General features: G+C 38.6%; 21 protein-coding genes and 1 pseudogene. All 22 read right to left on the bottom strand.

The genetic code is table 11. The features are described from left to right. Positions 1-118: 118 nt before the first annotated feature. Positions 119-430 (bottom strand): EscU/YscU/HrcU family type III secretion system export apparatus switch protein, encoded by a 312-nt coding sequence (locus DCE79_RS04300; protein WP_108711884.1) that lies wholly within the window; start codon positions 428-430, stop codon positions 119-121. Further along, on the bottom strand, positions 427-2,358 hold the full coding sequence (locus tag DCE79_RS04295) for a hypothetical protein (RefSeq protein ID WP_108711883.1): 1,932 nt from the start codon (positions 2,356-2,358) through the stop codon (positions 427-429). The genes DCE79_RS04300 and DCE79_RS04295 overlap by 4 nt, the downstream gene beginning before the upstream one ends. 13 nt (positions 2,359-2,371) lie before the next feature. Next, the gene (locus DCE79_RS04290) at positions 2,372-3,136 is read right to left on the bottom strand and encodes a ribonuclease HII (RefSeq protein ID WP_108711882.1); all 765 of its coding nucleotides are present in this window, start codon (positions 3,134-3,136) and stop codon (positions 2,372-2,374) included. 104 nt (positions 3,137-3,240) lie between these two features. Further along, positions 3,241-4,191, bottom strand: a complete 951-nt coding sequence (gene ylqF, locus DCE79_RS04285) for a ribosome biogenesis GTPase YlqF (RefSeq protein ID WP_108711881.1) — start codon at positions 4,189-4,191, stop codon at positions 3,241-3,243. A 163-nt stretch (positions 4,192-4,354) separates the two neighbouring features. Then, positions 4,355-4,918, bottom strand: a complete 564-nt coding sequence (gene lepB, locus DCE79_RS04280) for a signal peptidase I (RefSeq protein WP_108711880.1) — start codon at positions 4,916-4,918, stop codon at positions 4,355-4,357. A gap of 183 nt (positions 4,919-5,101) precedes the next feature. Further along, positions 5,102-5,446: a 50S ribosomal protein L19 gene (gene rplS / locus DCE79_RS04275; protein ID WP_108711879.1), complete on the bottom strand. Its 345-nt coding sequence runs from the start codon at positions 5,444-5,446 to the stop codon at positions 5,102-5,104. Between the two features lie 133 nt (positions 5,447-5,579). Beyond that, positions 5,580-6,308, bottom strand: coding sequence for a tRNA (guanosine(37)-N1)-methyltransferase TrmD (trmD, locus tag DCE79_RS04270; protein WP_108711878.1), 729 nt, complete (start codon positions 6,306-6,308; stop codon positions 5,580-5,582). Then, positions 6,308-6,826, bottom strand: coding sequence for a ribosome maturation factor RimM (rimM, locus tag DCE79_RS04265; RefSeq protein ID WP_108711877.1), 519 nt, complete (start codon positions 6,824-6,826; stop codon positions 6,308-6,310). The genes trmD and rimM overlap by 1 nt, the downstream gene beginning before the upstream one ends. A gap of 79 nt (positions 6,827-6,905) precedes the next feature. Beyond that, positions 6,906-7,139 carry a KH domain-containing protein gene (locus DCE79_RS04260; RefSeq protein WP_008403311.1) on the bottom strand — a complete coding sequence of 78 codons (234 nt, stop codon included), beginning with the start codon at positions 7,137-7,139 and terminating at the stop codon, positions 6,906-6,908. Positions 7,140-7,166: 27 nt separating this feature from the next. After that, positions 7,167-7,439 (bottom strand): 30S ribosomal protein S16, encoded by a 273-nt coding sequence (rpsP, locus tag DCE79_RS04255; RefSeq protein WP_108711876.1) that lies wholly within the window; start codon positions 7,437-7,439, stop codon positions 7,167-7,169. A 93-nt stretch (positions 7,440-7,532) separates the two neighbouring features. Beyond that, on the bottom strand, positions 7,533-8,891 hold the full coding sequence (gene ffh / locus DCE79_RS04250) for a signal recognition particle protein (protein WP_108711875.1): 1,359 nt from the start codon (positions 8,889-8,891) through the stop codon (positions 7,533-7,535). Positions 8,892-8,903: 12 nt separating this feature from the next. After that, complete coding sequence (locus DCE79_RS04245) at positions 8,904-9,239, bottom strand: putative DNA-binding protein (RefSeq protein WP_108711874.1); 336 nt, start codon at positions 9,237-9,239, stop codon at positions 8,904-8,906. Between the two features lie 137 nt (positions 9,240-9,376). Beyond that, the gene (ftsY, locus tag DCE79_RS04240; protein ID WP_108711873.1) at positions 9,377-10,687 is read right to left on the bottom strand and encodes a signal recognition particle-docking protein FtsY; all 1,311 of its coding nucleotides are present in this window, start codon (positions 10,685-10,687) and stop codon (positions 9,377-9,379) included. Beyond that, positions 10,687-14,265 carry a chromosome segregation protein SMC gene (smc, locus tag DCE79_RS04235; protein ID WP_108711872.1) on the bottom strand — a complete coding sequence of 1,193 codons (3,579 nt, stop codon included), beginning with the start codon at positions 14,263-14,265 and terminating at the stop codon, positions 10,687-10,689. Before smc ends, ftsY begins: the two co-directional genes overlap by 1 nt. Position 14,266: 1 nt before the next feature. Continuing rightward, positions 14,267-15,028: a ribonuclease III gene (gene rnc, locus DCE79_RS04230; RefSeq protein WP_108711871.1), complete on the bottom strand. Its 762-nt coding sequence runs from the start codon at positions 15,026-15,028 to the stop codon at positions 14,267-14,269. Positions 15,029-15,207: 179 nt separating this feature from the next. Continuing rightward, complete coding sequence (gene acpP / locus DCE79_RS04225; protein WP_108711870.1) at positions 15,208-15,444, bottom strand: acyl carrier protein; 237 nt, start codon at positions 15,442-15,444, stop codon at positions 15,208-15,210. Positions 15,445-15,480: 36 nt separating this feature from the next. Beyond that, positions 15,481-16,227: a 3-oxoacyl-[acyl-carrier-protein] reductase gene (gene fabG, locus DCE79_RS04220; RefSeq protein ID WP_108711869.1), complete on the bottom strand. Its 747-nt coding sequence runs from the start codon at positions 16,225-16,227 to the stop codon at positions 15,481-15,483. Beyond that, positions 16,218-17,171: an ACP S-malonyltransferase gene (fabD, locus tag DCE79_RS04215; protein WP_108711868.1), complete on the bottom strand. Its 954-nt coding sequence runs from the start codon at positions 17,169-17,171 to the stop codon at positions 16,218-16,220. Before fabD ends, fabG begins: the two co-directional genes overlap by 10 nt. Positions 17,172-17,202: 31 nt before the next feature. Beyond that, positions 17,203-18,198 (bottom strand): phosphate acyltransferase PlsX, encoded by a 996-nt coding sequence (gene plsX / locus DCE79_RS04210; protein WP_108711867.1) that lies wholly within the window; start codon positions 18,196-18,198, stop codon positions 17,203-17,205. Further along, complete coding sequence (gene fapR, locus DCE79_RS04205) at positions 18,199-18,768, bottom strand: transcription factor FapR (RefSeq protein WP_108711866.1); 570 nt, start codon at positions 18,766-18,768, stop codon at positions 18,199-18,201. It abuts the gene before it with no gap. A 121-nt stretch (positions 18,769-18,889) separates the two neighbouring features. Then, positions 18,890-18,985, bottom strand: a pseudogene (locus DCE79_RS18715) (VOC family protein); the annotation flags it as partial. A gap of 45 nt (positions 18,986-19,030) precedes the next feature. Beyond that, on the bottom strand, positions 19,031-21,070 hold the full coding sequence (gene recG / locus DCE79_RS04200; protein ID WP_108711865.1) for an ATP-dependent DNA helicase RecG: 2,040 nt from the start codon (positions 21,068-21,070) through the stop codon (positions 19,031-19,033). Positions 21,071-21,609: the final 539 nt, after the last annotated feature.

The raw sequence follows: 21,609 nt of genomic DNA, 5'->3' as shown, positions 1-21,609 counted from the left end.
CACAATAATGTGCTATTCTTTCCAATCAAATAGGCAAAAATTTTTAAAAAATTGTCACATTCAATTGTATGTGAAGATACATTTTCAAGACGTTTTTGCATACGACAAAAACAGTAAACTACATATCTAGTCTACTGTTGTTGTTTACCAATGTTGATTTATGTTTTTCATCAAGGTGATAAATAAAAGCAAATACTTCAGCCACTGCTTGATAGAGTTCCTCTGGAATAGAAGTGTTTAAATCCAGTTGTCCCAAAAGTTGAACGAGGTTAGGATCTTCATAAACTGGTACATCATTTAGTGTAGCCGTTTCTAAAATAGTTTCGGCAATTTTCCCTTTACCTTTAGCAACTATCTTAGGACCTGTACTTTTTTGTGGATCATAAGATAACGCGATGGCTTCTTTTCGTACAAATTTTTTTTCACTCATACTCGAATATCCACCCCGCTATGCTGCTCATCGGGTTGATTTGAATTTTTTGTGACGTTTTTCCCCTCACGTTCTTCAAACGGTTTTATAAAGACACCTGATAGCACATATTCTTTGTCAGCTAACCCGGCTTTAAGGGAACCTTTTAACGAAGTAGCCAAACTATCTAAATTCGGTAAATCATTAAAAATATTGATCGTTATGACACGATTTTGTACTTGCATGTCAACAACCGTTTGCTGCAGCGTTTCCATATTTAAATAAAATAATATACGTGCAAAATTTGCATCAATTTTGCCATCATCTTTCATACGGCCATTCCATTGAAGTGTAGCATCCATTTTCTTACCGAAAAATTCTAATGGGACTTGCATAACGAGTTGATGCTGATGCCCATTTTCGCTTGATAATAACTGCATCCCATTAATACGTGCCATTACCGTTTCAGCTGCATCTCGCAGTGCGGGAGGCGTTTGTGCATCTTGAATAAGTGTTAATAATTGCGGTTTCATTTGTTGTGCAACGGCTTGGACATCCCCTGCTTTACTCGCTAACGTCGCTTCGTAACTAACACCGAGTCCCTTTAATACCGTTTTCATTGCTTGCTCCATTGCACGGCTATCTGCTGCTGACTGTACTTGCGCTTCTGCCTGAGTCAATGTACTTTGAACTTGTGGTTGCGAACTATCTGCAGATACTTTCACTAAATTCCGGAGTAATTGATCCATCATTTGTGGTGAGCTATCCGGCTTTAATAATGAAACGAGCTGATCTTTTGCTGATATCCCTTGTTCATTTTGTGTAAATAAACGTGTAGATGCATTGTCACTAAACGCTTTTGTTAATTGCTCATGTAATTGTTTCACGAATACTTCTACCGCTTGTTTGGATGGTGGAATTTGGGCAAATCGATTTACTAATTGCTGAATTTGTTCTTTTTGTGCTGTAGAAAGTAAATTTTCATTATTTACCCAAGATCGTACTTGCTCCATCATTTGCTTACTTTGCTCTGGTGGTGTTTGCATTAACTGTTGAATCATTTGCCCTGCTTGTGAAGGCAAAGCGTTTTGTGGCATTCCTGCTGGTGCTTGCATGGTTTGTTGTACCTGCGTTGGCTGTTGATTTACAGATTGCCAATTTTGTAAGTTCGCATTTTGCGGTAAAACCCCCGCTTCTTTTAAAACGGTTAACGCTTGTAACTTTGACGAAACCGGAGCTGATGCATTTAGTAAATCTTGCGCTGCTCGCGCAAGTAATACGCCACCTGTTTCATTGTTTAACGGCTTTGCTAATTGCTGAATTTGTTGTAATAAATTGGCCTTTATGCTTTCATTGCCACCTGTATGCGTTGCTAATAGTTGGGCTAAGTTAGCTAAATTTGTCGACATACCATCCGTCTTTGCACCTTGTGTTAACGCTTGAAAAACTGTATTTGTAAATGGCATTTTATATTCAACCATACGCTGTAATGCTTGCAATGCATCGTTTTTTGAAACACCCTCAGGTAAGTTTTTCATCCACGTTTCTGCAGTCATTAGCTGCTCTTTTGAAATTGGAATTTGTGCTTTAATAAAGTGTGATAATACTTGTTGCATATCCGAGGATTTTGGCAAATTCATTGTTTCTAGAAGTTGATTCATTTGCTGAGTTGGCGTCATCGATTGAGACATTGGCCCAGTAACAACTTTTAATTCCGTTTGTGGATTTGTTGATGTCACTTGAAAGAAATGAGCATCTCCGACTTTTAATGGCACTTCTAATTTAGCCATTAATTTTTGACCGCCAACTTGAACTTCCGCCATTTGATCTGGATATAATTGTTTAATCGTTCCGTGAAAGACTTGATCTTGTTTTAGTGCTAATGGTTGATTTTGTACAGTCTGTTGGACATTGCTTGCTTGTATCGGATTAAATGATGCAAAGTTCATCCCATCACTCCTTTTATTCAATCATAGACTTAATCGGTTCAAATGTTTTTCTGTGATGCTCGGTCGGTCCAAACTGTTCTAGCGCTTCTAAATGCTGTTTCGTACCGTATCCAGCATGCTGTGCAAAACCATATTCAGGGAACTGTTGATCTAACGCTTCCATATAATCATCACGTGCCGTCTTCGCTAAAATTGACGCTGCAGCAATTGCTAAACTTTGTGCATCGCCTTTAATAATCGATGCTTGTGGAATATTGGTATGAAGTGTCATTGCATCTGCTAAAATAAAATCTGGCTTCACTTCGAGTGTTTCAATACTTTTTAACATTGACTGGCGTGTTGCTTCATAAATGTTGTGCTTATCAATTTCTTCAACACTTTGAAAATGCACGGCATAATATAGGGCATGCGTCTTTATACGCGCAGCAAATTCATTGCGTTTATTTTTTGAAAGCTGTTTCGAGTCATTCACACCAAGTAATTCCTCACAGTAGTTCGGTAAAATAACCGCCGCTGTCACGACTGGACCAGCTAGTGGACCACGCCCTGCTTCATCAGTACCAGCTACCAGTGCCTGTTCGTGTGGCAAGTAAGACGCGTCAAATTGTAATTTTGCTGTATGCGCAGCATGTAACTGCTCCGTTTTGGCAAGACGTTTTTGAAACTGCGCCCAAGCTTTTACGACACCGTTCCGCTCATCTTCAGCAAATTCCTGCATCCACGGTTCCATTTTTGTTGCTTCTTTTAATGCTAATGTAATTTCTTTAATTGTTTTCATCGTTATTCCTCAAATCGTGTCATTAAATGTTATATCGGTCTTATTTTGAATTATAAAAGAAAAAACCTTCTTCACAAAATGTGAAAAAGGTTTTGTCCTTATTGTTACTCTTTTTCAAGCTGTTTTTGACGACGTAACTCTTGATTTCTTATACGACGCTCTTCATTTTCTTTAGCGATAGCTTCTGCTAATTTTTCTTTTTCAATTTGTTCAGCAACGAAATCAAATGTTAATTTACCTAAATTTTGCTCCCGAATATCACGTACGATTAAAACAGAAACTTGATCATAATCAATTTCTCCGCCCTGTCCAAACACGCGGCGTAATTTTCCGATATGATCAAATGTATCGACTAAATCTTCAGCAACACTCGAAAGCTTGTAGCGTTCTTCCATGCGTGCTGGATAATGGGTAGCTAAGAAACGTAAGCCATACACTGCTAAATCTTCCATGTTGATAATCGTATCTTTAATCGCACCAGTTAGCGCGAGCTTATAACCTACTTCTTGATCTTCAAACTTCGGCCATAAAATCCCTGGTGTATCTAGTAGTTCAACTTCTTTCCCTACTTTAATCCATTGCTGCGCTTTTGTGACACCTGGTGTATTACCGGTTTTCGCTAAGTTCTTTTTCGCTAAACGGTTGATTAACGTCGATTTCCCTACGTTTGGAATTCCGACAATCATCGCACGAATGGCACGAGGTTTCATACCTCTCGATTTCATTCGTTCCCACTTTTCAGCTAAAATTTCTTGGGCGGCTTTTGTAACTGCTTGTAAGCCTTTCCCTTCTAATGAGTTGATCGCAACGGCTTTAAATCCGTGCTCATCAAAATATTGAATCCAGCGGCGTGTTTCTTGCTCATCAGCCATATCTTGCTTATTTAAAACGAGTAGACGTGGCTTTTGATGAATTACTTCATCTATCATTGGGTTTCGTGAGGATAATGGCAGGCGAGCATCTACAAGTTCAAATATGATATCTACAAGCTTTAAGCTCTCTGATACTTGACGACGTGCCTTGGCCATATGTCCAGGGAACCATTGAATTGTCATTTTATTACCTCCTAAATTCGAGCGTGTTGGATTCGATTAAAAAAACACAATTCGCGCAAAATAATGCGAATTAATGTCTTTCTTATGAGAATTTCCTTGAGAAGTTATACTTTCTTATTCACTAAAAAAATGAGGAGTACGCTCTTACCCCCTCATTTATCTTTTATTTTACAATTTCAATTTCACTTAAAGGCCAGAAAACAATACTTGTATTACCGATAATTTCATCGATTGAAACAATTCCGATATGGCGGCTGTCTTTACTATATTCGCGGTTATCCCCCATTACAAAAACATAACCTTCTGGAATCACATCAAGGGACGGATCAATATCCTTTAAAGTAAAGTCATACGTTAAATTACCTTCTGTTATTTCCTCTTTATATTCATCTAAATATGGTTCATCGATTGGTTCACCATTAATATAGAGCTGATCATCTTTATATTCCAAATAATCACCAGGAAGGCCGATTACACGTTTAATATAATCCTTTTTTTCAGGTGCATGGAAAACAACGATATCAAAGCGGTCAGGTTCTCCAATTTTATAACTGAATTTATTAACAATCATTCGATCTCCATTTTCAAGGGTCGGCATCATTGACTCCCCATCAACTACAATCGGTGTAAATAAAAAATAACGAATAAATGCAGCAATTGCAAAGGCTATGAGTAACGCTTTTGTCCATTCCCAAAGCTCATTTTTTTCTTTTTCAGTTTTTTCCACGTAGCTATCCCCCTTGCTTATCAAACTTATTGTATACGAAATATGTATTTCAAGCAAAAATATAATCTACACTTGCACGTGTTTCTATGTTCATAAAATAGAACTCGATCTAGTGTAAAGACCGAGTTATTATTTTCATGAAAGAAAGGGACTTGTAAAAACAAGTCCCCTCCTAAATCGTTCTTATCGAATTTCTTTAATACGAGCAGCTTTACCACGTAAGTTACGTAGGTAGTAAAGTTTAGCACGACGTACTTTACCTTTACGAACTACTTCTAATTTAGCGATTTTTGGAGTGTGTACTGGGAAAGTACGTTCAACACCAACGCCGTAAGAAATTTTACGTACTGTGAAAGTTTCGCTAATTCCGCCACCACGACGTTTAATAACTACACCTTCGAATAATTGGATACGCTCACGAGTACCCTCAACTACTTTAACGTGTACCTTAACAGTGTCACCAGGACGGAATGTAGGTAGGTCAGAACGTAGTTGGTCTTTTGTGATTTCTGTGATAATGTTTGACATTATTTTCTCTCCTTAGACAGATGCTCTTGCACGCTAAATCTTAGCCACAGCGGAACACCGTAATTCAGTGCTTTACATAGAAGCACAAATTGAATCTTAACATATAAAATTTTAGCTTGCAAGTAGTTTTGCTTTACATTTCAGACTTTATTTTGGCAATAATTTTTAATTGCTTGTCCGTTAGTTCGAGCGCTTCTATAAGGTCTGGACGACGTTCTAATGTCCGTTTAAACGACTGTTCCTCGCGCCATTCAGCAATTTTCGCATGGTTGCCTGATAACAGTACATCTGGCACTTTCATCCCTCTAAACTCAGCTGGTCGTGTATAATGAGGGTGCTCTAACAACCCTGTTGAAAAAGAATCTTGAATATGTGAATCTTGCTGACCAAGTACACCTGGTAACAAACGAACAATTGAATCAATGATTGTCATCGCAGGTAGCTCTCCACCCGTTAAAACGAAATCGCCAATGGAAATTTCATCCGTTACTAAGTGTGTCCGAATTCGTTCGTCATACCCTTCATAATGACCACAAAGGAATACTAAATCATCTTCCTTAGAAAGCTCCTCTGCCTTCTTCTGATTGAAGCGTTCTCCTTGTGGGCACATTAAGATTACACGAGGCTTACGATCCTTTGTGATAGCTTCTACGGCTTTAAACATCGGTTCTGGTTTAAGTACCATCCCCGCGCCTCCCCCGTACGGATAATCGTCAACTTGTTTGTGTTTGTTTTCACTGTATTCGCGAATATCTGTTACCGCTAATTCAACAGCACCTTTTTCCTGTGCCTTTTTTATAATCGATGAGCCAAATACACCCGAGAACATTTCTGGAAATAGGCTAAGTACATGAATTTGCATTACAATAAGCCGTCCATGACATGAATGATAATTTTCTTTTCATCTACATTGATTTCTTTAACGATGTCTTCGATGTACGGGATGTAATGACTTTTTCCGCCTTTAGCTTTAATCTCCCATACATCATTAGCACCAGTTTCTAAAATATCTGTTACGACACCGATTAGTTCGCCTTCTTCAGAAAATACTTCACAATCCATAATTTCAAAGTGATAGTACTCATTTTCTTCTAGTACATCTTCTTCTAATTGATCCATCGTTATTTTTAGCAGCCCTTCCTTGAAAGGCTCCACCAAATTGATGTTCTCCATTCCTTCGAAGGTTACCAAAATAAAGTTTTTATGGCGTCGAGATGATCCGATTGTTACCCAAGTTGGCTTTTTATCATCTTTTTTAAATGCTGCTAATTTTGAACCGACTGCAAAGCGATCTTCTTCAAAATCAGTTGTCGATAAAATTCGTAGTTCGCCACGAATTCCATGTGTATTTACAATACGTCCAACATTAAACCATTCCATTGTGTTAACACCTCGTTATGTTTTATAAGTTTATTATATGAAAAAAAGAAGGGACAGCAAGTAGCTACCCTCCTTTTCTTTAATCCAATATATCGACGTAAGTCTTTTTCTTCTGGTGACCGCCTGCTGCTGAGTACACAATCGTACGAATTGCTTTCGCAACACGTCCTTGCTTGCCTATCACTTTCCCTCGATCCTCTGGATGAACAAAAAGCTTATAAACAACTCGATTTGAAGTTTCATCCGTCTCGATACGAACGTCTTCTGGATAATCGACTAATGGTTTAACAATCGCTTCAATCAGCTGCTGCATAAAGCCACCTCCGAATTATTAATTGAATTATTTGCTGTATTTAGCGTTATGGAATTTTTCCATGATACCTTGTTCTGAGAACAGGTTACGTACAGTATCAGATGGTTTTGCACCATCAGTTAACCATTTAAGAGCTTTCTCTTCATCGATTAGAACTGTAGCTGGTTGAGTTAGTGGGTTGTAAGTACCAACTGTTTCGATTTGACGACCGTCACGTGGTGAACGAGCGTCTGCAACTACGATACGATAGAAAGGAGATTTTTTAGCTCCGATACGTTTTAAGCGAATTTTTACTGCCATTTTAATAGCACCTCCGAATAAGTTTCACACAAGATATTATATTAGCAATGTCTTGGTTGTTTGTAAAGTGTTTTTTCTTAACACCTATATTTTTTATTTAAATAATGAGTCAAAGCCTGGCATTTTCATTTTTTTCTTGCCCTTACCTTGCGTCATGCCCGTCATTTGCTTCATCATTTTTTTCATTTCTTCAAATTGCTTCAATAAGCGGTTTACTTCTTGAATCGTTGTACCAGACCCTGTAGCAATACGTTTTTTACGACTTGCACTAATGATATCAGGGGTTGTTTTTTCTTTTGGTGTCATTGAATAAATAATCGCTTCAATACGCCCCATTTGCTTTTCATCGACTTTGACATTGTCTAAGCCCTTCATTTTGTTCGCACCTGGAATCATTTTTAATAATTCATCCAGTGGTCCCATTTTTTTCACGGCTTGTAATTGCTCGATAAAGTCATCAAATGTGAAAGATTGCGTCATGAACTTTTCTTCAAGCTCTTTCGCTTTTTCCATATCGACGTTTGCTTGCGCTTTTTCAATTAATGAAAGGACGTCACCCATACCTAAAATTCGTGATGCCATACGTTCTGGGTGGAATGGTTCTAATGCGTCCATTTTCTCGCCCATCCCGACAAATTTAATTGGTTTTTCAGTAACAGAACGGATTGAAAGCGCCGCACCACCACGTGTATCACCATCTAATTTTGTTAAAACGACACCTGTAATGCCAACAGCTTCATTAAAGCTTTGTGCAACGTTTACAGCGTCTTGACCTGTCATGGCATCGACAACTAGGAATACTTCATCTGGTTCTTTCAACGCACGAATATCTTTTAATTCCTGCATTAACGTTTCATCAATATGAAGTCGACCTGCTGTATCGATTAATACAACGTCTAAATGTTCTTCTTTTGCATGTTCAATTGCTTGACGTGCAATTTCAACAGGAGAAACATCCGTACCTAATGAAAATACTGGTAATGATAACTGTTTTCCTAATGTTTGTAATTGCTGAACAGCTGCTGGACGATAAATATCGGCTGCTACTAATAGCGGGTTTTTATTGTATTTTTTACGTAAAACATTTGCTAACTTACCTGTTGTCGTCGTTTTACCAGCACCTTGTAAACCAACCATCATAATAACAGTCGGTGGACGGTTGCTAAATTTAATCGGGCTTTGTTCTCCACCCATCAATGTAGTTAATTCTTCCTGTACAATTTTAATGACTTGTTGTCCAGGTGTTAATGATTTCATGACATCTACGCCGACAGCACGCTCACTAACTTTTTTAACGAATTCTTTTACTACCTTTAAGTTTACGTCCGCTTCGATTAAGGCAAATCGGACTTCACGCATCATTTCTTTTACGTCTTGTTCCGTAACTTTCCCTTTACCTTTAATCTTTTGGATCGTACCTTGGAGTCGCTCTGCTAAACCTTCAAAAGCCAACTCGTTCGCCTCCTACTCCGTTTCCTTCAATTGTTCAACTAATGCAAGTTTTGCTTCTATAGTAGAAGTCTCATCTTGTATCGCATTCGTCAATTGTTTTAACACTTCTTGACGTTGTTGAAATTTTTCAAAAAGATTTAATTTTTCTTCATATTCTTCAAGCATCGCCTCGGTACGACGAATATTATCGTAAACAGCTTGACGCGAAATGCTATAGCTTCCCGCAATTTCACCTAATGAATTGTCATCTAAATAATAGAGTTCCATATAGCTACGCTGTTTATCAGTTAAAAGCGCTTGATAAAAGTCGAAGAGAAAGTTCATGCGTGTTGTTTTTTCAAGTAGCATCTTAATCTCTCCAATCATATTTTGTCTACCTTATCATAATCGCGTAAACGATTACTGTCAAGGTAATCTCCTTGTCTTCAGACTAAGATTGTGACAAAAAAATGAGCCGCAAAAAACTCTTGCAGCTCACCTCTAATTTAATCTTCTAACTCATTTAATTCTTTTTCTAAACCCTCTGCAAAGAGTCCGTATACGTAACGTTCTGCATCAAATGGCTGTAAATCATCCATTTTTTCACCTAGCCCAACAAACTTCACAGGGATGTGTAATTTATTGCGAATAGCTAAAACGATTCCACCTTTTGCTGTGCCGTCTAGCTTCGTTAATACAATACCCGTTACATTTGTAACCTCTTTGAACATTTGAGCCTGTACAAGCGCATTTTGACCTGTTGTCGCATCTAATGCTAATAACACTTCATGCGGTGCATCAGGAATCTCACGTGAAATAACACGATGCACTTTTTCAAGTTCGTTCATTAAGTTAACTTTATTTTGTAGGCGACCTGCTGTATCACAAATAAGGACGTCCGCATTACGAGTTTTTGCCGCGCGAATGGCATCATACATCACTGCTGCTGGATCAGAACCTTCAGATTGCGCAATGACTTCGACACCAACACGCTCGCCCCATACTTGAAGTTGTTCAATGGCACCTGCACGGAATGTATCACCTGCAGCTAGCATAACAGTTTTACCTTCTGATTTTAAACGGTGGGCTAATTTACCGATTGTCGTTGTTTTACCAACACCATTCACCCCAACGAATAAAATAACCGTTAAATCCCCTTGTTGTTGGATATTTAACTCTGTTAATTTATCTTCGCCTGATTCGTAAATTTCAACAAGCTTTTCTGAAATAATAGCTTGAATACCGCTCGTATCTTTAATATTTTGACGTTGTACTTCGAAACGCAATTTATCCATTAATTCCATAACGGTTTCAAAGCCTACGTCTGCTTGTAATAATACGTCCTCAAGCTCTTCAAAGAAGTCTTCATCCACTTTACGATATCGTGCAACTAAATCATTTACTTTCGAAGTGAATGAGTTACGCGTTTTTTCTAGACCCGCTTTGAATTTTTGAGTAATCGACCAAGCTGATTGTTTTTTCGGTTCTTCCTCTGTTTGTACAACTTCATATACGTTTTCTAGTTCCTCAACAGGGGCTGTACCAACTAAATTATCTTCTACTTGTTCAAACGCTTGCTTTTCTTCTTCAATCGATTCAGAAATAACCTCAGGCTGTGCTTCTTGGATAATTTCCTCTACTTGCTCAACCTCTTGTTCTTGCTTTTCTTCAACAGTTGTTTCAATCTCAGCTATTGGTGTATCAAGAAGTGAATTTTCTTCCCCTTCTTGTTCCTCACCTTTTGCTTGTTGTTCAAGTAGCTCCTTATCCTCGTCGCCACCCATTAATTTTTCTTTCAGTCTCTTAAAAAAGCTCATTACTTGCCACTCCCTTGACCTACTAATTCAGATTGTTCTTCTAATTTAACTGATACAAGTTTCGATACACCGGATTCTTGCATCGTAATACCATAAAGAACATCGGCACCTTCCATCGTTCCTTTACGGTGTGTAATCACGATGAATTGTGTGTCTTCACTAAATTTACGCAAATAATCACTATAACGTGCAACGTTTGATTCGTCTAACGCAGCTTCAACTTCATCTAAAATACAGAATGGTACTGGACGTGTATTTAAAATGGCGAATAATAAAGCAATCGCCGTTAATGCACGCTCTCCTCCTGATAATAGACTTAAATTTTGCAATTTTTTACCTGGTGGTTGCGCAATAATTTCAATTCCTGTTTCAAGTAAATTTTCTGGATCTAGAAGTACTAAATCAGCTGCACCACCACCAAATAATTCACGGAATGAAACTGAGAATTGCTGACGAATTTGCTTAAATGTATCATTAAAGCGCTCAGTCATTTCTTCGTCCATCTCACCAATCGCTTTATGCAATGTATCTTTTGCCTCAACTAAATCTTCACGTTGCTCGCTTAAAAAGGCATAGCGTTCTTGTACGCGATCAAACTCTTCAATTGCATTTAAGTTTACCGGACCAAGCTCTTCAATCGATTGCTTTAATAATTTCACTTTTCGACGAACTTGCTCTTCATCTTCAATTCCAATTGCTTCCTCTTGTGCTGTTAAAACGTCTAATTCATACTGTTCAAGCAATTGCTGTTGCATACTATTCATTTCGAAATCAATACGGCTACGCTTAATTTCTAGCGTACGCAATGCATCCATATAACTTTTATGTACACGTTGTACTTCTTGCAACTGAATTTCTGCCTCAGTCATTTGCTCATGTAACACAGTACGTGACGCACGATTTTTTTGAATTGTTTCGTTTAGCGCATCTTTCTTCGTCGACCAGTCTAAAATCGTTTGAGCCAATTCTTCAGAAGAAGGGCCATTTAAGCCATCCTCTGATTCTACCCATTCAATTTCCTGGGAAATCTTTTCGACTAAGTTTTGAGCTTTCGTTAAATTCAACTCAATACCTGCAATGGCTGCCTGCACTTGTGTAAGTTGTTCTTGTGCTACTGCTAATTCAGAGCGTTTCTGCGCTAATTGTTCACGCAACACATCTTTTTGTGTTTCACTTTGTGTTTTTGCAAGTGTAAGCTCATCAACAGTTTGCTGAATGTCCTGTAACTCCGTACGAAGTTCCTCTAAACGTTTATGTGCGACTTGTTGTTGTTCTGCTAACGATTCTTTTCGCGTTGATAAAGAGGATTGCTCCGATTGCGTAATTGATACCGTTGTTTTTAGGCTTTTCGCTGTCATATCTAGTTCTAAAGCCTTTGAACGATGAACTTGCTCTTGTTCACGCAATGATTCGCCTTGTAATTTTAGTTCTTCCAACGAATGACGTAATTGAACAATTTCTTCTTTTTTTACAGCGACTGTTTTCTCGGCTTTTTGAATGGTCGCTTCCATATCCGCTAAAGTTGTCACTAATTTATCTAGTTCTGCTTTTCGAGAGAATAAGGAACTTTGTTGTTTTAGCGCACCACCCGTTAACGAACCACCTGCATTGACGATATCGCCTTCTAATGTTACAACACGGTACTTAAAGCCACATAAACGGGCAATTTGACTTGCTCCCTCTAAGTTTTGAGCGACAAGTACATTACCTAAAAGATTTTCAATAATCGTTTGATTTTCAGGTGCATATTGTACCAATTCATATGCTAATGCAACATATGCTGGATGCGATGAAATATCCATTAATTGTTGATGTTGAATTTTACGAGAACGCATAACAGTCTTTGGTAAAAATGTTGCACGACCTGCACGTTTTTGCTTTAACCAGCCAATTGCTCTTTGTGCATGTTGTTCATTGTCTGTAACGATATGTTGAGACGCAGCACCTAATGCTGTTTCAATTGCTTGTGAATATTTCGCATCAACTTGAATTAATTCAGCTACAGCACCTTCAATACCTTCTAACTCTTTGCGGTCACGCGCTAATAGTATTTCTTTAACCCCGTGGAAGAAACCTGAAAAATCAGCTTCTAATTCAGCTAATGTTTCTTTACGTGCTTTTAGCTGTTGATGATGTTGATAGGCTTTATATAAAAGGTCCTGCTTTTCATCTAAATCAGCCGTTGATGATTTCAACTGCATTTGTACAACGTCAAATCGGCCGAGCTGATCTTGCAATGCTAGCTCTGCCTGTTGTAACGCTTGTTCCGTTACTTCTTTTGATGTTAATACGGTAGTTAATTCTTTTTGCATTTCTGAAGAGCGCCCTGTCATACGTTCAACAGAAGCTTGTTCTTGCGATAACTGCTGATCAATATGTTTTAATTCATTTTTAACGGTTGCTTCTTCGTTTAATAAGTTAATATACGTATTTTTTGCGTCTTCAATCTCTTGTTCGATTTCTGAAGCACTACGAGTTAATGCTTGTTCGATTTGCTTTAATGAAGAGCGAATTTCTTGTACAACTTTTTGTTTTTCAGTAAATTGCTGACGCTTTTCTTGCTGTTCTAATTCAAGTTCATTTACTGATTGAGTCGCTTGTTGTAAATTGAGTTTTAATTGTTGGGTTTGCTTTTCAGCATTCGAACGTTTTTCGTTAAATAACGCACGACGGCCTTCCCAACGTTCCACCTCTGCACTTGCTTCAACGAGTTGCTCTTGAGATGCATCAAGTACACCATCAATAGCTTTTAAATCAGTTCGGATTTTGCGCACACTTTGTTCAAGATTAGTAATTTCTGCTGCATGTTTCTTTTCAGAAGTTGAAAGTTCTTTATGCTCTGCTTCAAACTTTTGAAGTGTTTTTTCATGTGCCAATAAATCATGGACCATTAACGCAATATCGAAGTCTTTCAGCTCTTCTGTCATGCGCACATAATCTTTCGCACTAGAGGCTTGTATCTTTAATGGCTCTAAACGTACTTCAATTTCATGTAAAATATCGAGTACGCGATTTAAATTTTCATCTGTTTCGACAAGCTTATGCTCGGCTTTTTTCTTTCGTAATTTGTATTTCAATACGCCAGCAGCTTCTTCAAAAATGCTGCGGCGATCATCTGGACGGCTGTTTAAAATTTCATCAACGCGTCCTTGTGAAATAATTGAAAATGCTTCTTTCCCTAGCCCTGAATCCATAAACAAGTCCGTAATATCCTTCAGGCGACATTGCTGATTATTCAGCAAATATTCGCTATCACCTGAACGATACACACGTCTCGTTACACTAACTTCTGTGTATGGAATGGCTACACGCTCATCTTCGTTATCTAGTACAAGTGTTACTTCAGCAAAGTTCAACGGCTTACGCGATTCACTACCTGCAAAAATAACATCTTCCATTTTGGCACCACGAAGAGATTTTGCTGATTGTTCACCTAGCACCCAACGAATAGCATCTGTAACATTACTTTTCCCACTACCATTCGGTCCCACTACAGCTGTTACACCTGGGACAAAATCGATTCCAACTCTTTCGGCAAATGATTTGAAGCCTACTACTTCAAGTCGTTTAAGGAACATGTTATTCCCCCTCTTGCTTTGACTGCTTAAGCGATAGCATTGCATTTTGCGCTGCTTGTTGCTCAGCTTCTTTCTTTGATTTTCCGCGTCCAATGCCTAATTCTTCACTGTTTAATAATACGCGTGAAACGAATGTACGGTTGTGAGCTGGACCTTTCTCATCAACGATTTCGTAACCTAATAAACCATTGTTAGTTTGCTGAATAATTTCTTGTAATTGACTTTTAAAATCCATCACATGCGAAAAAGCACCGAGTTCCACTTTAGGGAATACAATACGCTCTAAAAATGCTACAACTACGTCTAATCCTAGGTCTAAGTACATAGCGCCAACAAATGACTCAAATACATCCGCAAGTAATGCAGGACGTTCTCGGCCCCCTGTTAACTCTTCGCCTTTACCTAACAATACAAATTGTCCAAAGTTTAACTCATTAGCAAATACAACTAACGATGGCTCACAAACAATAGAAGCACGTAGCTTTGTTAGCTCCCCTTCACTCATATGCGGGAATTTTTCAAATAAATATTTTGATACTGTTAACTCTAGTACAGCATCTCCTAAAAATTCTAAACGTTCATTGTCAGTAAATAATTTCCGGCGATGCTCATTCACATAAGATGAATGCGTAAAAGCTTGATATAATAAAGCTTTATTTTCGAAGTGAATATTCACTTGTTCTTGTAGATCTTGAAATTGAGTTTTTACTTTTTCAGGGAGTACTCCTGTTTTTGGGCTTATCCCTTTTTTTCTTTGGTTCATGTTTAGTATGCCTTCCTTCTAATTTCTATCTTTAAGTTTACCTTGTTCTATTGTAATGTGCAAAGGGTAACGGCTTAAAAAACTATCGAAATCCTAAACGTTTTACTTATTATGTCCTATAAAATGAAAAAAGGTACTCCATTACAAACGAATTTGCAATAGAATACCTTTTTTTATGTTTAGCTAATTTTATTTTCAATGTATGAAATTGCATTACCAACTGTAGCAATTTTTTCTGCATCTTCATCAGAAATTTCCATATCGAACTCATCTTCAAGTTCCATTACTAATTCAACAACGTCTAACGAATCCGCACCTAAATCGTCACGGAATGATGCTTCTAATTTCACTTCGCTTTCGTCAACGCCTAAACGGTCAACGACAACTTTTGAAACACGCTCAAATACTGTAGACAAATCAGTCACCTCCCCTCAAAAAGCTTTATCTATGTGTTATACCATTACCATACCGCCGTCGATATGTAATGTTTGGCCTGTTATATATTTAGAATTATCAGAAGCAAAGAATGCTACTGCTTTCGCAATGTCTTCTGGTTGACCAAGTTTGGCTAACGGAATTTGTTTTAACATCGCTTCCTTCAATTCTTCTGGTAAACCTTCTGTCATTTCCGTCGTAATAAAACCTGGTGCAATCGCATTTACTAAAATATTTCGTGATGCAAGCTCTTGTGCCGTCGTTTTTGTTAAACCGATGACGCCCGCTTTTGCTGCAACATAATTCGCTTGACCTGCATTTCCTGCTACACCAACAATTGACGAAATATTAATAATACGCCCCGCACGTTGCTTCATCATTTGACGCGTGACAGCTTTTGTACAAAGGAATACACCTTTTAAATTCGTATTGATAACATCGTCCCACTCATCGTCTTTCATACGCATTATTAAATTGTCACGCGTAATTCCAGCATTATTTACTAATATATCAAGCGAGCCGAAAGTATCAATCGCTGTTTTCATTAATTGTTGTACAGATTCTGTATGTGCTACATTCGCCTGTACAGCAACCGCTTTGCCGCCATTTGCTTTAATCTCTTCAACAACTTGTTCGGCTTTTTGTGCATTCCCGCTAAAATTGACGACCACGTTAGCTCCTTGGTTCGCTAATTCTATTGCGATTGCACGTCCTATACCGCGTGAAGCTCCTGTAACAACTGCACATTTCCCCGTTAAACCCATTGTGTCCACTCCTTTGATGCTTCCATTACTTGCGCTAAACTTGTGTCGTCATAAACACAATACGTTTGCACATTGCGATCAATTTTTTTCACAAGTCCTGATAATACCTTACCTGGTCCACATTCAATGAATACGGTTACTCCTTCAGCAATTAACTTCTTGACATTTTGCTCCCACAAAACGGAACTTGTTACTTGCGCTACTAATTCACGTTTTATATGCGGAACATCTGATAATAATTCTGCCGTTACGTTGCTAACAACTGGTATTGTTGGTGTTTGCAAAGATAAATTATCAATAATTTGCGCTAATTGATCTGCAGCTTGTTGCATCAATGATGAGTGAAATGGTCCACTCACGACTAACGGAAGTGCTCGTTTTGCTCCTGCTTCCTTCGCTTTACTACATGCCTCATCGACACCTTGTTTCGTCCCTGAAATCACAATTTGTCCTGGACAGTTGAAGTTTGCCACTTGCACAACTTCTCCTGCAGCCGATACTTCTTGGCAAATAGCCGCTAATTTGTCTCCGTCTAGCGCTAAAATTGCAGCCATCGCACCTTGCCCTGCAGGTACTGCCTCGTCCATAAATACACCCCGTTTATGAACTGTTTGCACTGCCGCATCAAATGATAAAACATTCGCCACAACAAGTGCACTGTACTCCCCTAATGAATGTCCCGCTACAAAATGCGGTTTTACCCCTGCTTGTTGCAACTTATTTGCAATCATCACCCCTGATGTTAACAAAGCAGGCTGTGCATGATACGTAAGCGTTAGTTTTTCTTGCGGACCATTTAACATAATGTCCGTTAATGAAAAACCTAATGCCGCGTCTGCACGGTCATAAAATCGTTTACTATTTTCGTCATTGGTTACAAAGTCCGCACCCATCCCCACAGATTGCGACCCTTGCCCTGGAAAAATAAAAGCAATTTTTGTCATATAGAATTTCCCCTTTGTGAATCACGTTTGTTTATTCAGCTTTTGGCATTTTAGCGATTGTTTCTGTAATTTTCTCGCATACGTGATGTTCTACCATTGTATTTGCTTGTCGGATTGCACTATAAATAGCGCGTGGATTCGAAGAGCCATGTGCTTTAATTACTGGTGCTTTTAACCCGAATAATGCCGCGCCACCATATTCTGTGTAATCCATTTTATTTTTAATTTGCTTTAAGTCATTTTTAATTAACGCGGCACCAATTTTTGCTTTTGTATTGGCAAAAAGTGCTTCTTTTAGCATTTTAAAAATTGCACCCGCAGTACCTTCAATTGTTTTTAGAACCATATTTCCTGTGAAACCATCTGTTACGACAACATCTGCCACACCGTTTAATAATTCACGTGCTTCGACATTTCCTTCGAAGTTGAAGTCTGCCTCTTGAATTAATGTAAAGGCTACTTTTGTTAATTCGTTGCCTTTTTTATCTTCTGTACCGATATTTAACAATCCGACACGTGGTGCTTTTTGACCGCGCACTTGTTTAACATAAATATCGCCCATAATGGCATATTGTAATAAGTTTTCTGGTTTTGCATCAGCATTGGCACCTAAATCTAACATAAGGAAACCGTCACCATTTAGCGTTGGTAATGTTGTTGCTAATGCTGGTCGAGAAACACCGTCAATACGACCGACTTTAAATAAGCCCCCAGCCATTAGTGCTCCTGTATTTCCAGCAGATAAACACGCATCCGCGCGCCCCTCTGCAACGGCTTCAAGCATACGCGTCATTGAAGAATCTTTTTTGCGGCGCACTGCTCGCGCTGCATCATCTTCGCCTTCAACAACTTCTGTACAATGAATTACTTGCAAACGTTCATGTGGTTTTAAATACGGCGCCATTTTCTTTTCATCACCATATAATTGAATTTCTATCGTTGAAAAATCTTCAAGGGCCATAAAAACGCCTTCCACAATCGCTTGCGGTGCATTATCTCCACCCATACCATCTACTGCTAATTTCATTTATACTTCTTCACCTTTCGTGTGGTACATTTCAAATTCGCCTTTAAATACAAGTTCATTATCTACTGTTGAAGTTACTTCAACAAGAGTACGATTTTTTTCAGGAAGCTTACCTTTTACGATTGCTTTTGTTACAACTCGGTCACCTGCGCGCACCGGTTTTACAAATGCTACATTTGATTTCACTGTTAACGCTAGCTCATCATCAATAACTGCGACCGCTAATGAGTTTGCTTGAGCAAATAAATGATGTCCTCGCGCAATGCCATTACGTTGGAAAACATGTTCTGTTCCCACATCAAAAATAGAAAGTGCACGATGATCTAGTTCAATATCAATAATTTCACCAATCACTTCATCGAGCGGTAGTGATTTTACTTCGTCATATTTTTTGGCAGCAACATCTTTAATACGTTCACGCAATTCCGGAATTGCGAGTTCCATACGATCCAGACGAATCGTTTGAACACTTACATTAAATTCAGCTGCTAATTGTTCATCTGTAACGAAAGGATTGTCGATTATTTTTTCGGTCAGCAACGACTGACGCTCTTTTTTGGAACGCTTCATACGTATTTGTTACCTACCTTTAATTTTATATAAGATTAGTATTAGCACTTGGTACTAATACCAATATACATGGATAAAAAAAAGAACGCAACAATTTTTTGCTACGTCCTTGAAAATCATCCTATTCCTCGTGACTTAATTGCCATAATACGCCAAATATATCCGTTACTTGTCCATAGCATTTGCTCCAAAAGGTTTGCTGTAAATCTATCGTTACTTTAAAACAAATTATTTTCTCACATTTTCAAACAAAATAAATCTATTAATCGATTCGTTCTCCTTCAAGAACACCAGATGATACTAATTTTTGTCGCAGAACTTCATATTCTGGTAACTGCCAAAAATCCTCATCATATAACATTTTCGCAGCATCTTGTCGTGCTGTTTCAAGGGCACGGTAATCATGAACTAAGTCCGCTAGTTTGAATTCTGGCAAACCACTTTGACGTTTTCCAAAGAAATCGCCTGAACCACGTAGTTCTAAATCTTTCTCGGCTAATTGGAATCCGTCATTCGTCTCTGTCATCGACGTCATTCTTTCTTTTCCTTCATCCGTTTTTGGATCGGCAATGAGCACGCAATACGATTGATGCTCCCCACGTCCAACGCGTCCGCGTAATTGGTGAAGCTGCGCTAATCCAAAACGCTCTGCATCGTATATTGTCATGAATGTTGCATTAGGTACGTTTACACCTACTTCGACTACTGTTGTTGAAACGAGCACATGAATAGATCCCTCACTAAAAGCACGCATGACTGCATCTTTTTCGTCAGGGTGCAATTTACCATGCATTAAACCGACCTCAAATCGATTACCAAAATACGCTTTTAATTGCTCGTACGCTTCTACTGCATTTTGTACATCCAGTTTATCGGATTCTTCGATTAGTGGTGTGATGACATACGCTTGGCGCCCAGCCTCTAATTCTTGTGTCATACGCATCAAGACACTATTTAACTGTTCTTTTTTCAACCAATGGGTTTCAATTTCTTTTCGCCCGGCTGGTAGCTCATCAATAATCGATACATCCATTTCACCAAATGCCGTAATTGCTAATGTACGCGGAATCGGTGTCGCTGTCATAAAGAGAACATCTGGATTTTCACCTTTTTCACGTAATACACGTCTTTGTTCAACACCAAAGCGATGCTGCTCATCAGTTATGACAAAGCCCAATTTATGAAATACAACATCCGGCTGAATAAGGGCATGTGTACCAATTAAAATATCAATCTCACCTGCAGCTAATTGTTCTAATAGCTCTCGGCGTGCCTTCGCTTTTGTAGAACCCGAAAGCAAAGCCACCTTGATGCCCATTTGATCAAACCAGCCATGTAAATTTTCAGCGTGCTGCTCTGCTAAAATTTCAGTTGGTGCCATTAATGCCCCTTGGTAGCCTGCTGTTACCGCTGCATAAAGTCCAATTGCTGCAACAACTGTTTTCCCTGATCCTACATCCCCTTGTAGGAGACGATTCATCCGTTGAGGAAGTAATAGGTCTTTACAAATTTCGTTGACGACACGTTTTTGTGCACCCGTTAATTCATACGGTAATGTGGCGATAAATTCCTTTAATTTTGATAAATCATAGCGAATCGTTATACCTTTTTCATTTTCTTTATTCATTTTACGAAGCGCTTGGATTCGCAACTGAAATTCGAGTAATTCTTCGTAAACAAATCGTCTACGTGCTTGCTTTGCATGTTCTGCATCTGTCGGGAAATGCACACCTTCTAATCCTTCTTGAATGCTTACTAGTTGATAATTCGCAAGTAGTTGTTGTGGCAATGATTCGGGAATTTCTTCCTTAATCGTATCCAGTGCTTGGCGCATATATTTTCGAAAGCGTTTTTGCTGAATATTACCTTTTAAACTATAAACAGGTTCAAAATCTACTTGTTCTGTTTTCGGACCAAATGTTACCGAAGAACCCACAATTACTTGTCGTCCACGATCCCATTTACCGGTAACTGTAATGACCATACCTGGTGCAATTTTTTGACGTAAATAATTTTGATTGAAAAAGACAATTTTGATTAGATGGCGTCCTGCAAGCGCTGTAAATTGTAAACGTGATTTATTTTTCCCCAAAAACAGAGCAGTCGGTTCACTTTCTACTCGTGCCTCAATCGTGACACGTTCATTATGGGGTGTTTCTGTTAGATCTTTTAAACGAAAATCTTCATGACGATATGGAAATGTCCACACTAAATCATGTACTGTTTCAATGCCAAGCTTTGCTAAATTTTCAGCAGTTTCCTTGCCAATGCCTTTTAAATTCGACACGGGTTCATGTATCAAACTCCGACATCTCCTTTTTATATAGTATATTTCTTTAGCATAGCACAAATGGGTGCATACGTTCTTGTTTTTGAGGTGATTTTATAATAAAGTCGCGTTTTGTAGGGAGTATGTCAATGTGTATCGATCTTCTAATAAAGTGGTAATTCGGGTGTAGTCATTTGGTGGGTTCTTCGCACGCAAGCCGCACAGCCAAGATAATGTCACAATCCGTTTGTTGTGACATTATCTTTGTGACGAAAGCGAAGCGACAGTCACAATTTAACAGACTATATAAAAGGAGTTGAAAGACCCGCCAATACTTGGTGTATCCATTTTCCTTTTGCTTGTATTCACGTGCTGGCGCTTACAGTGGTAGGCGCCAGTCTTTTTATTAGGCGAATCTTTTATAAAGAGAAAGATAAGTTCAAGTGGATCCTCCTTTTATTAAAGTGGTTATTCGGGCATAGTCATTTGGCAGGTTCTTCGCACGCAAGCCGCACAGTCATGTTGCACATGTCTGTACGACTCGCCTTTGTGCTTCGTGAAAGACCTGCCAA

Source organism: Lysinibacillus sp. 2017, from assembly GCF_003073375.1.
In the GTDB taxonomy this organism is placed as follows: Bacteria; Bacillota; Bacilli; order Bacillales_A; family Planococcaceae; genus Solibacillus.
The sequence above is the reverse complement of the archived record's forward strand: the minus strand, read 5'-3'. Positions and strand labels throughout refer to the sequence as shown.

Excerpts from the sequence above, each read along its gene's own strand:
- DCE79_RS04300 (WP_108711884.1), bottom strand. The coding sequence starts at position 430 with ATGAGTGAAAAAAAATTTGTACGAAAAGAAGCCATCGCGTTATCTTAT.
- DCE79_RS04295 (WP_108711883.1), bottom strand. The coding sequence starts at position 2,358 with ATGAACTTTGCATCATTTAATCCGATACAAGCAAGCAATGTCCAACAG.
- DCE79_RS04290 (WP_108711882.1), bottom strand. The coding sequence starts at position 3,136 with ATGAAAACAATTAAAGAAATTACATTAGCATTAAAAGAAGCAACAAAA.
- ylqF (WP_108711881.1), bottom strand. The coding sequence starts at position 4,191 with ATGACAATTCAATGGTTCCCTGGACATATGGCCAAGGCACGTCGTCAA.
- rplS (WP_108711879.1), bottom strand. The coding sequence starts at position 5,446 with ATGTCAAACATTATCACAGAAATCACAAAAGACCAACTACGTTCTGAC.
- trmD (WP_108711878.1), bottom strand. The coding sequence starts at position 6,308 with ATGCAAATTCATGTACTTAGCCTATTTCCAGAAATGTTCTCGGGTGTA.
- rimM (WP_108711877.1), bottom strand. The coding sequence starts at position 6,826 with ATGGAATGGTTTAATGTTGGACGTATTGTAAATACACATGGAATTCGT.
- DCE79_RS04260 (WP_008403311.1), bottom strand. The coding sequence starts at position 7,139 with ATGCAGCAGCTGATTGAAGCGATTGTTAAACCATTAGTCGATTATCCA.
- rpsP (WP_108711876.1), bottom strand. The coding sequence starts at position 7,439 with ATGGCAGTAAAAATTCGCTTAAAACGTATCGGAGCTAAAAAATCTCCT.
- DCE79_RS04245 (WP_108711874.1), bottom strand. The coding sequence starts at position 9,239 with ATGCTACTTGAAAAAACAACACGCATGAACTTTCTCTTCGACTTTTAT.
- ftsY (WP_108711873.1), bottom strand. The coding sequence starts at position 10,687 with ATGAGCTTTTTTAAGAGACTGAAAGAAAAATTAATGGGTGGCGACGAG.
- smc (WP_108711872.1), bottom strand. The coding sequence starts at position 14,265 with ATGTTCCTTAAACGACTTGAAGTAGTAGGCTTCAAATCATTTGCCGAA.
- rnc (WP_108711871.1), bottom strand. The coding sequence starts at position 15,028 with ATGAACCAAAGAAAAAAAGGGATAAGCCCAAAAACAGGAGTACTCCCT.
- fabG (WP_108711869.1), bottom strand. The coding sequence starts at position 16,227 with ATGGGTTTAACGGGGAAATGTGCAGTTGTTACAGGAGCTTCACGCGGT.
- fabD (WP_108711868.1), bottom strand. The coding sequence starts at position 17,171 with ATGACAAAAATTGCTTTTATTTTTCCAGGGCAAGGGTCGCAATCTGTG.
- plsX (WP_108711867.1), bottom strand. The coding sequence starts at position 18,198 with ATGAAATTAGCAGTAGATGGTATGGGTGGAGATAATGCACCGCAAGCG.
- fapR (WP_108711866.1), bottom strand. The coding sequence starts at position 18,768 with ATGAAGCGTTCCAAAAAAGAGCGTCAGTCGTTGCTGACCGAAAAAATA.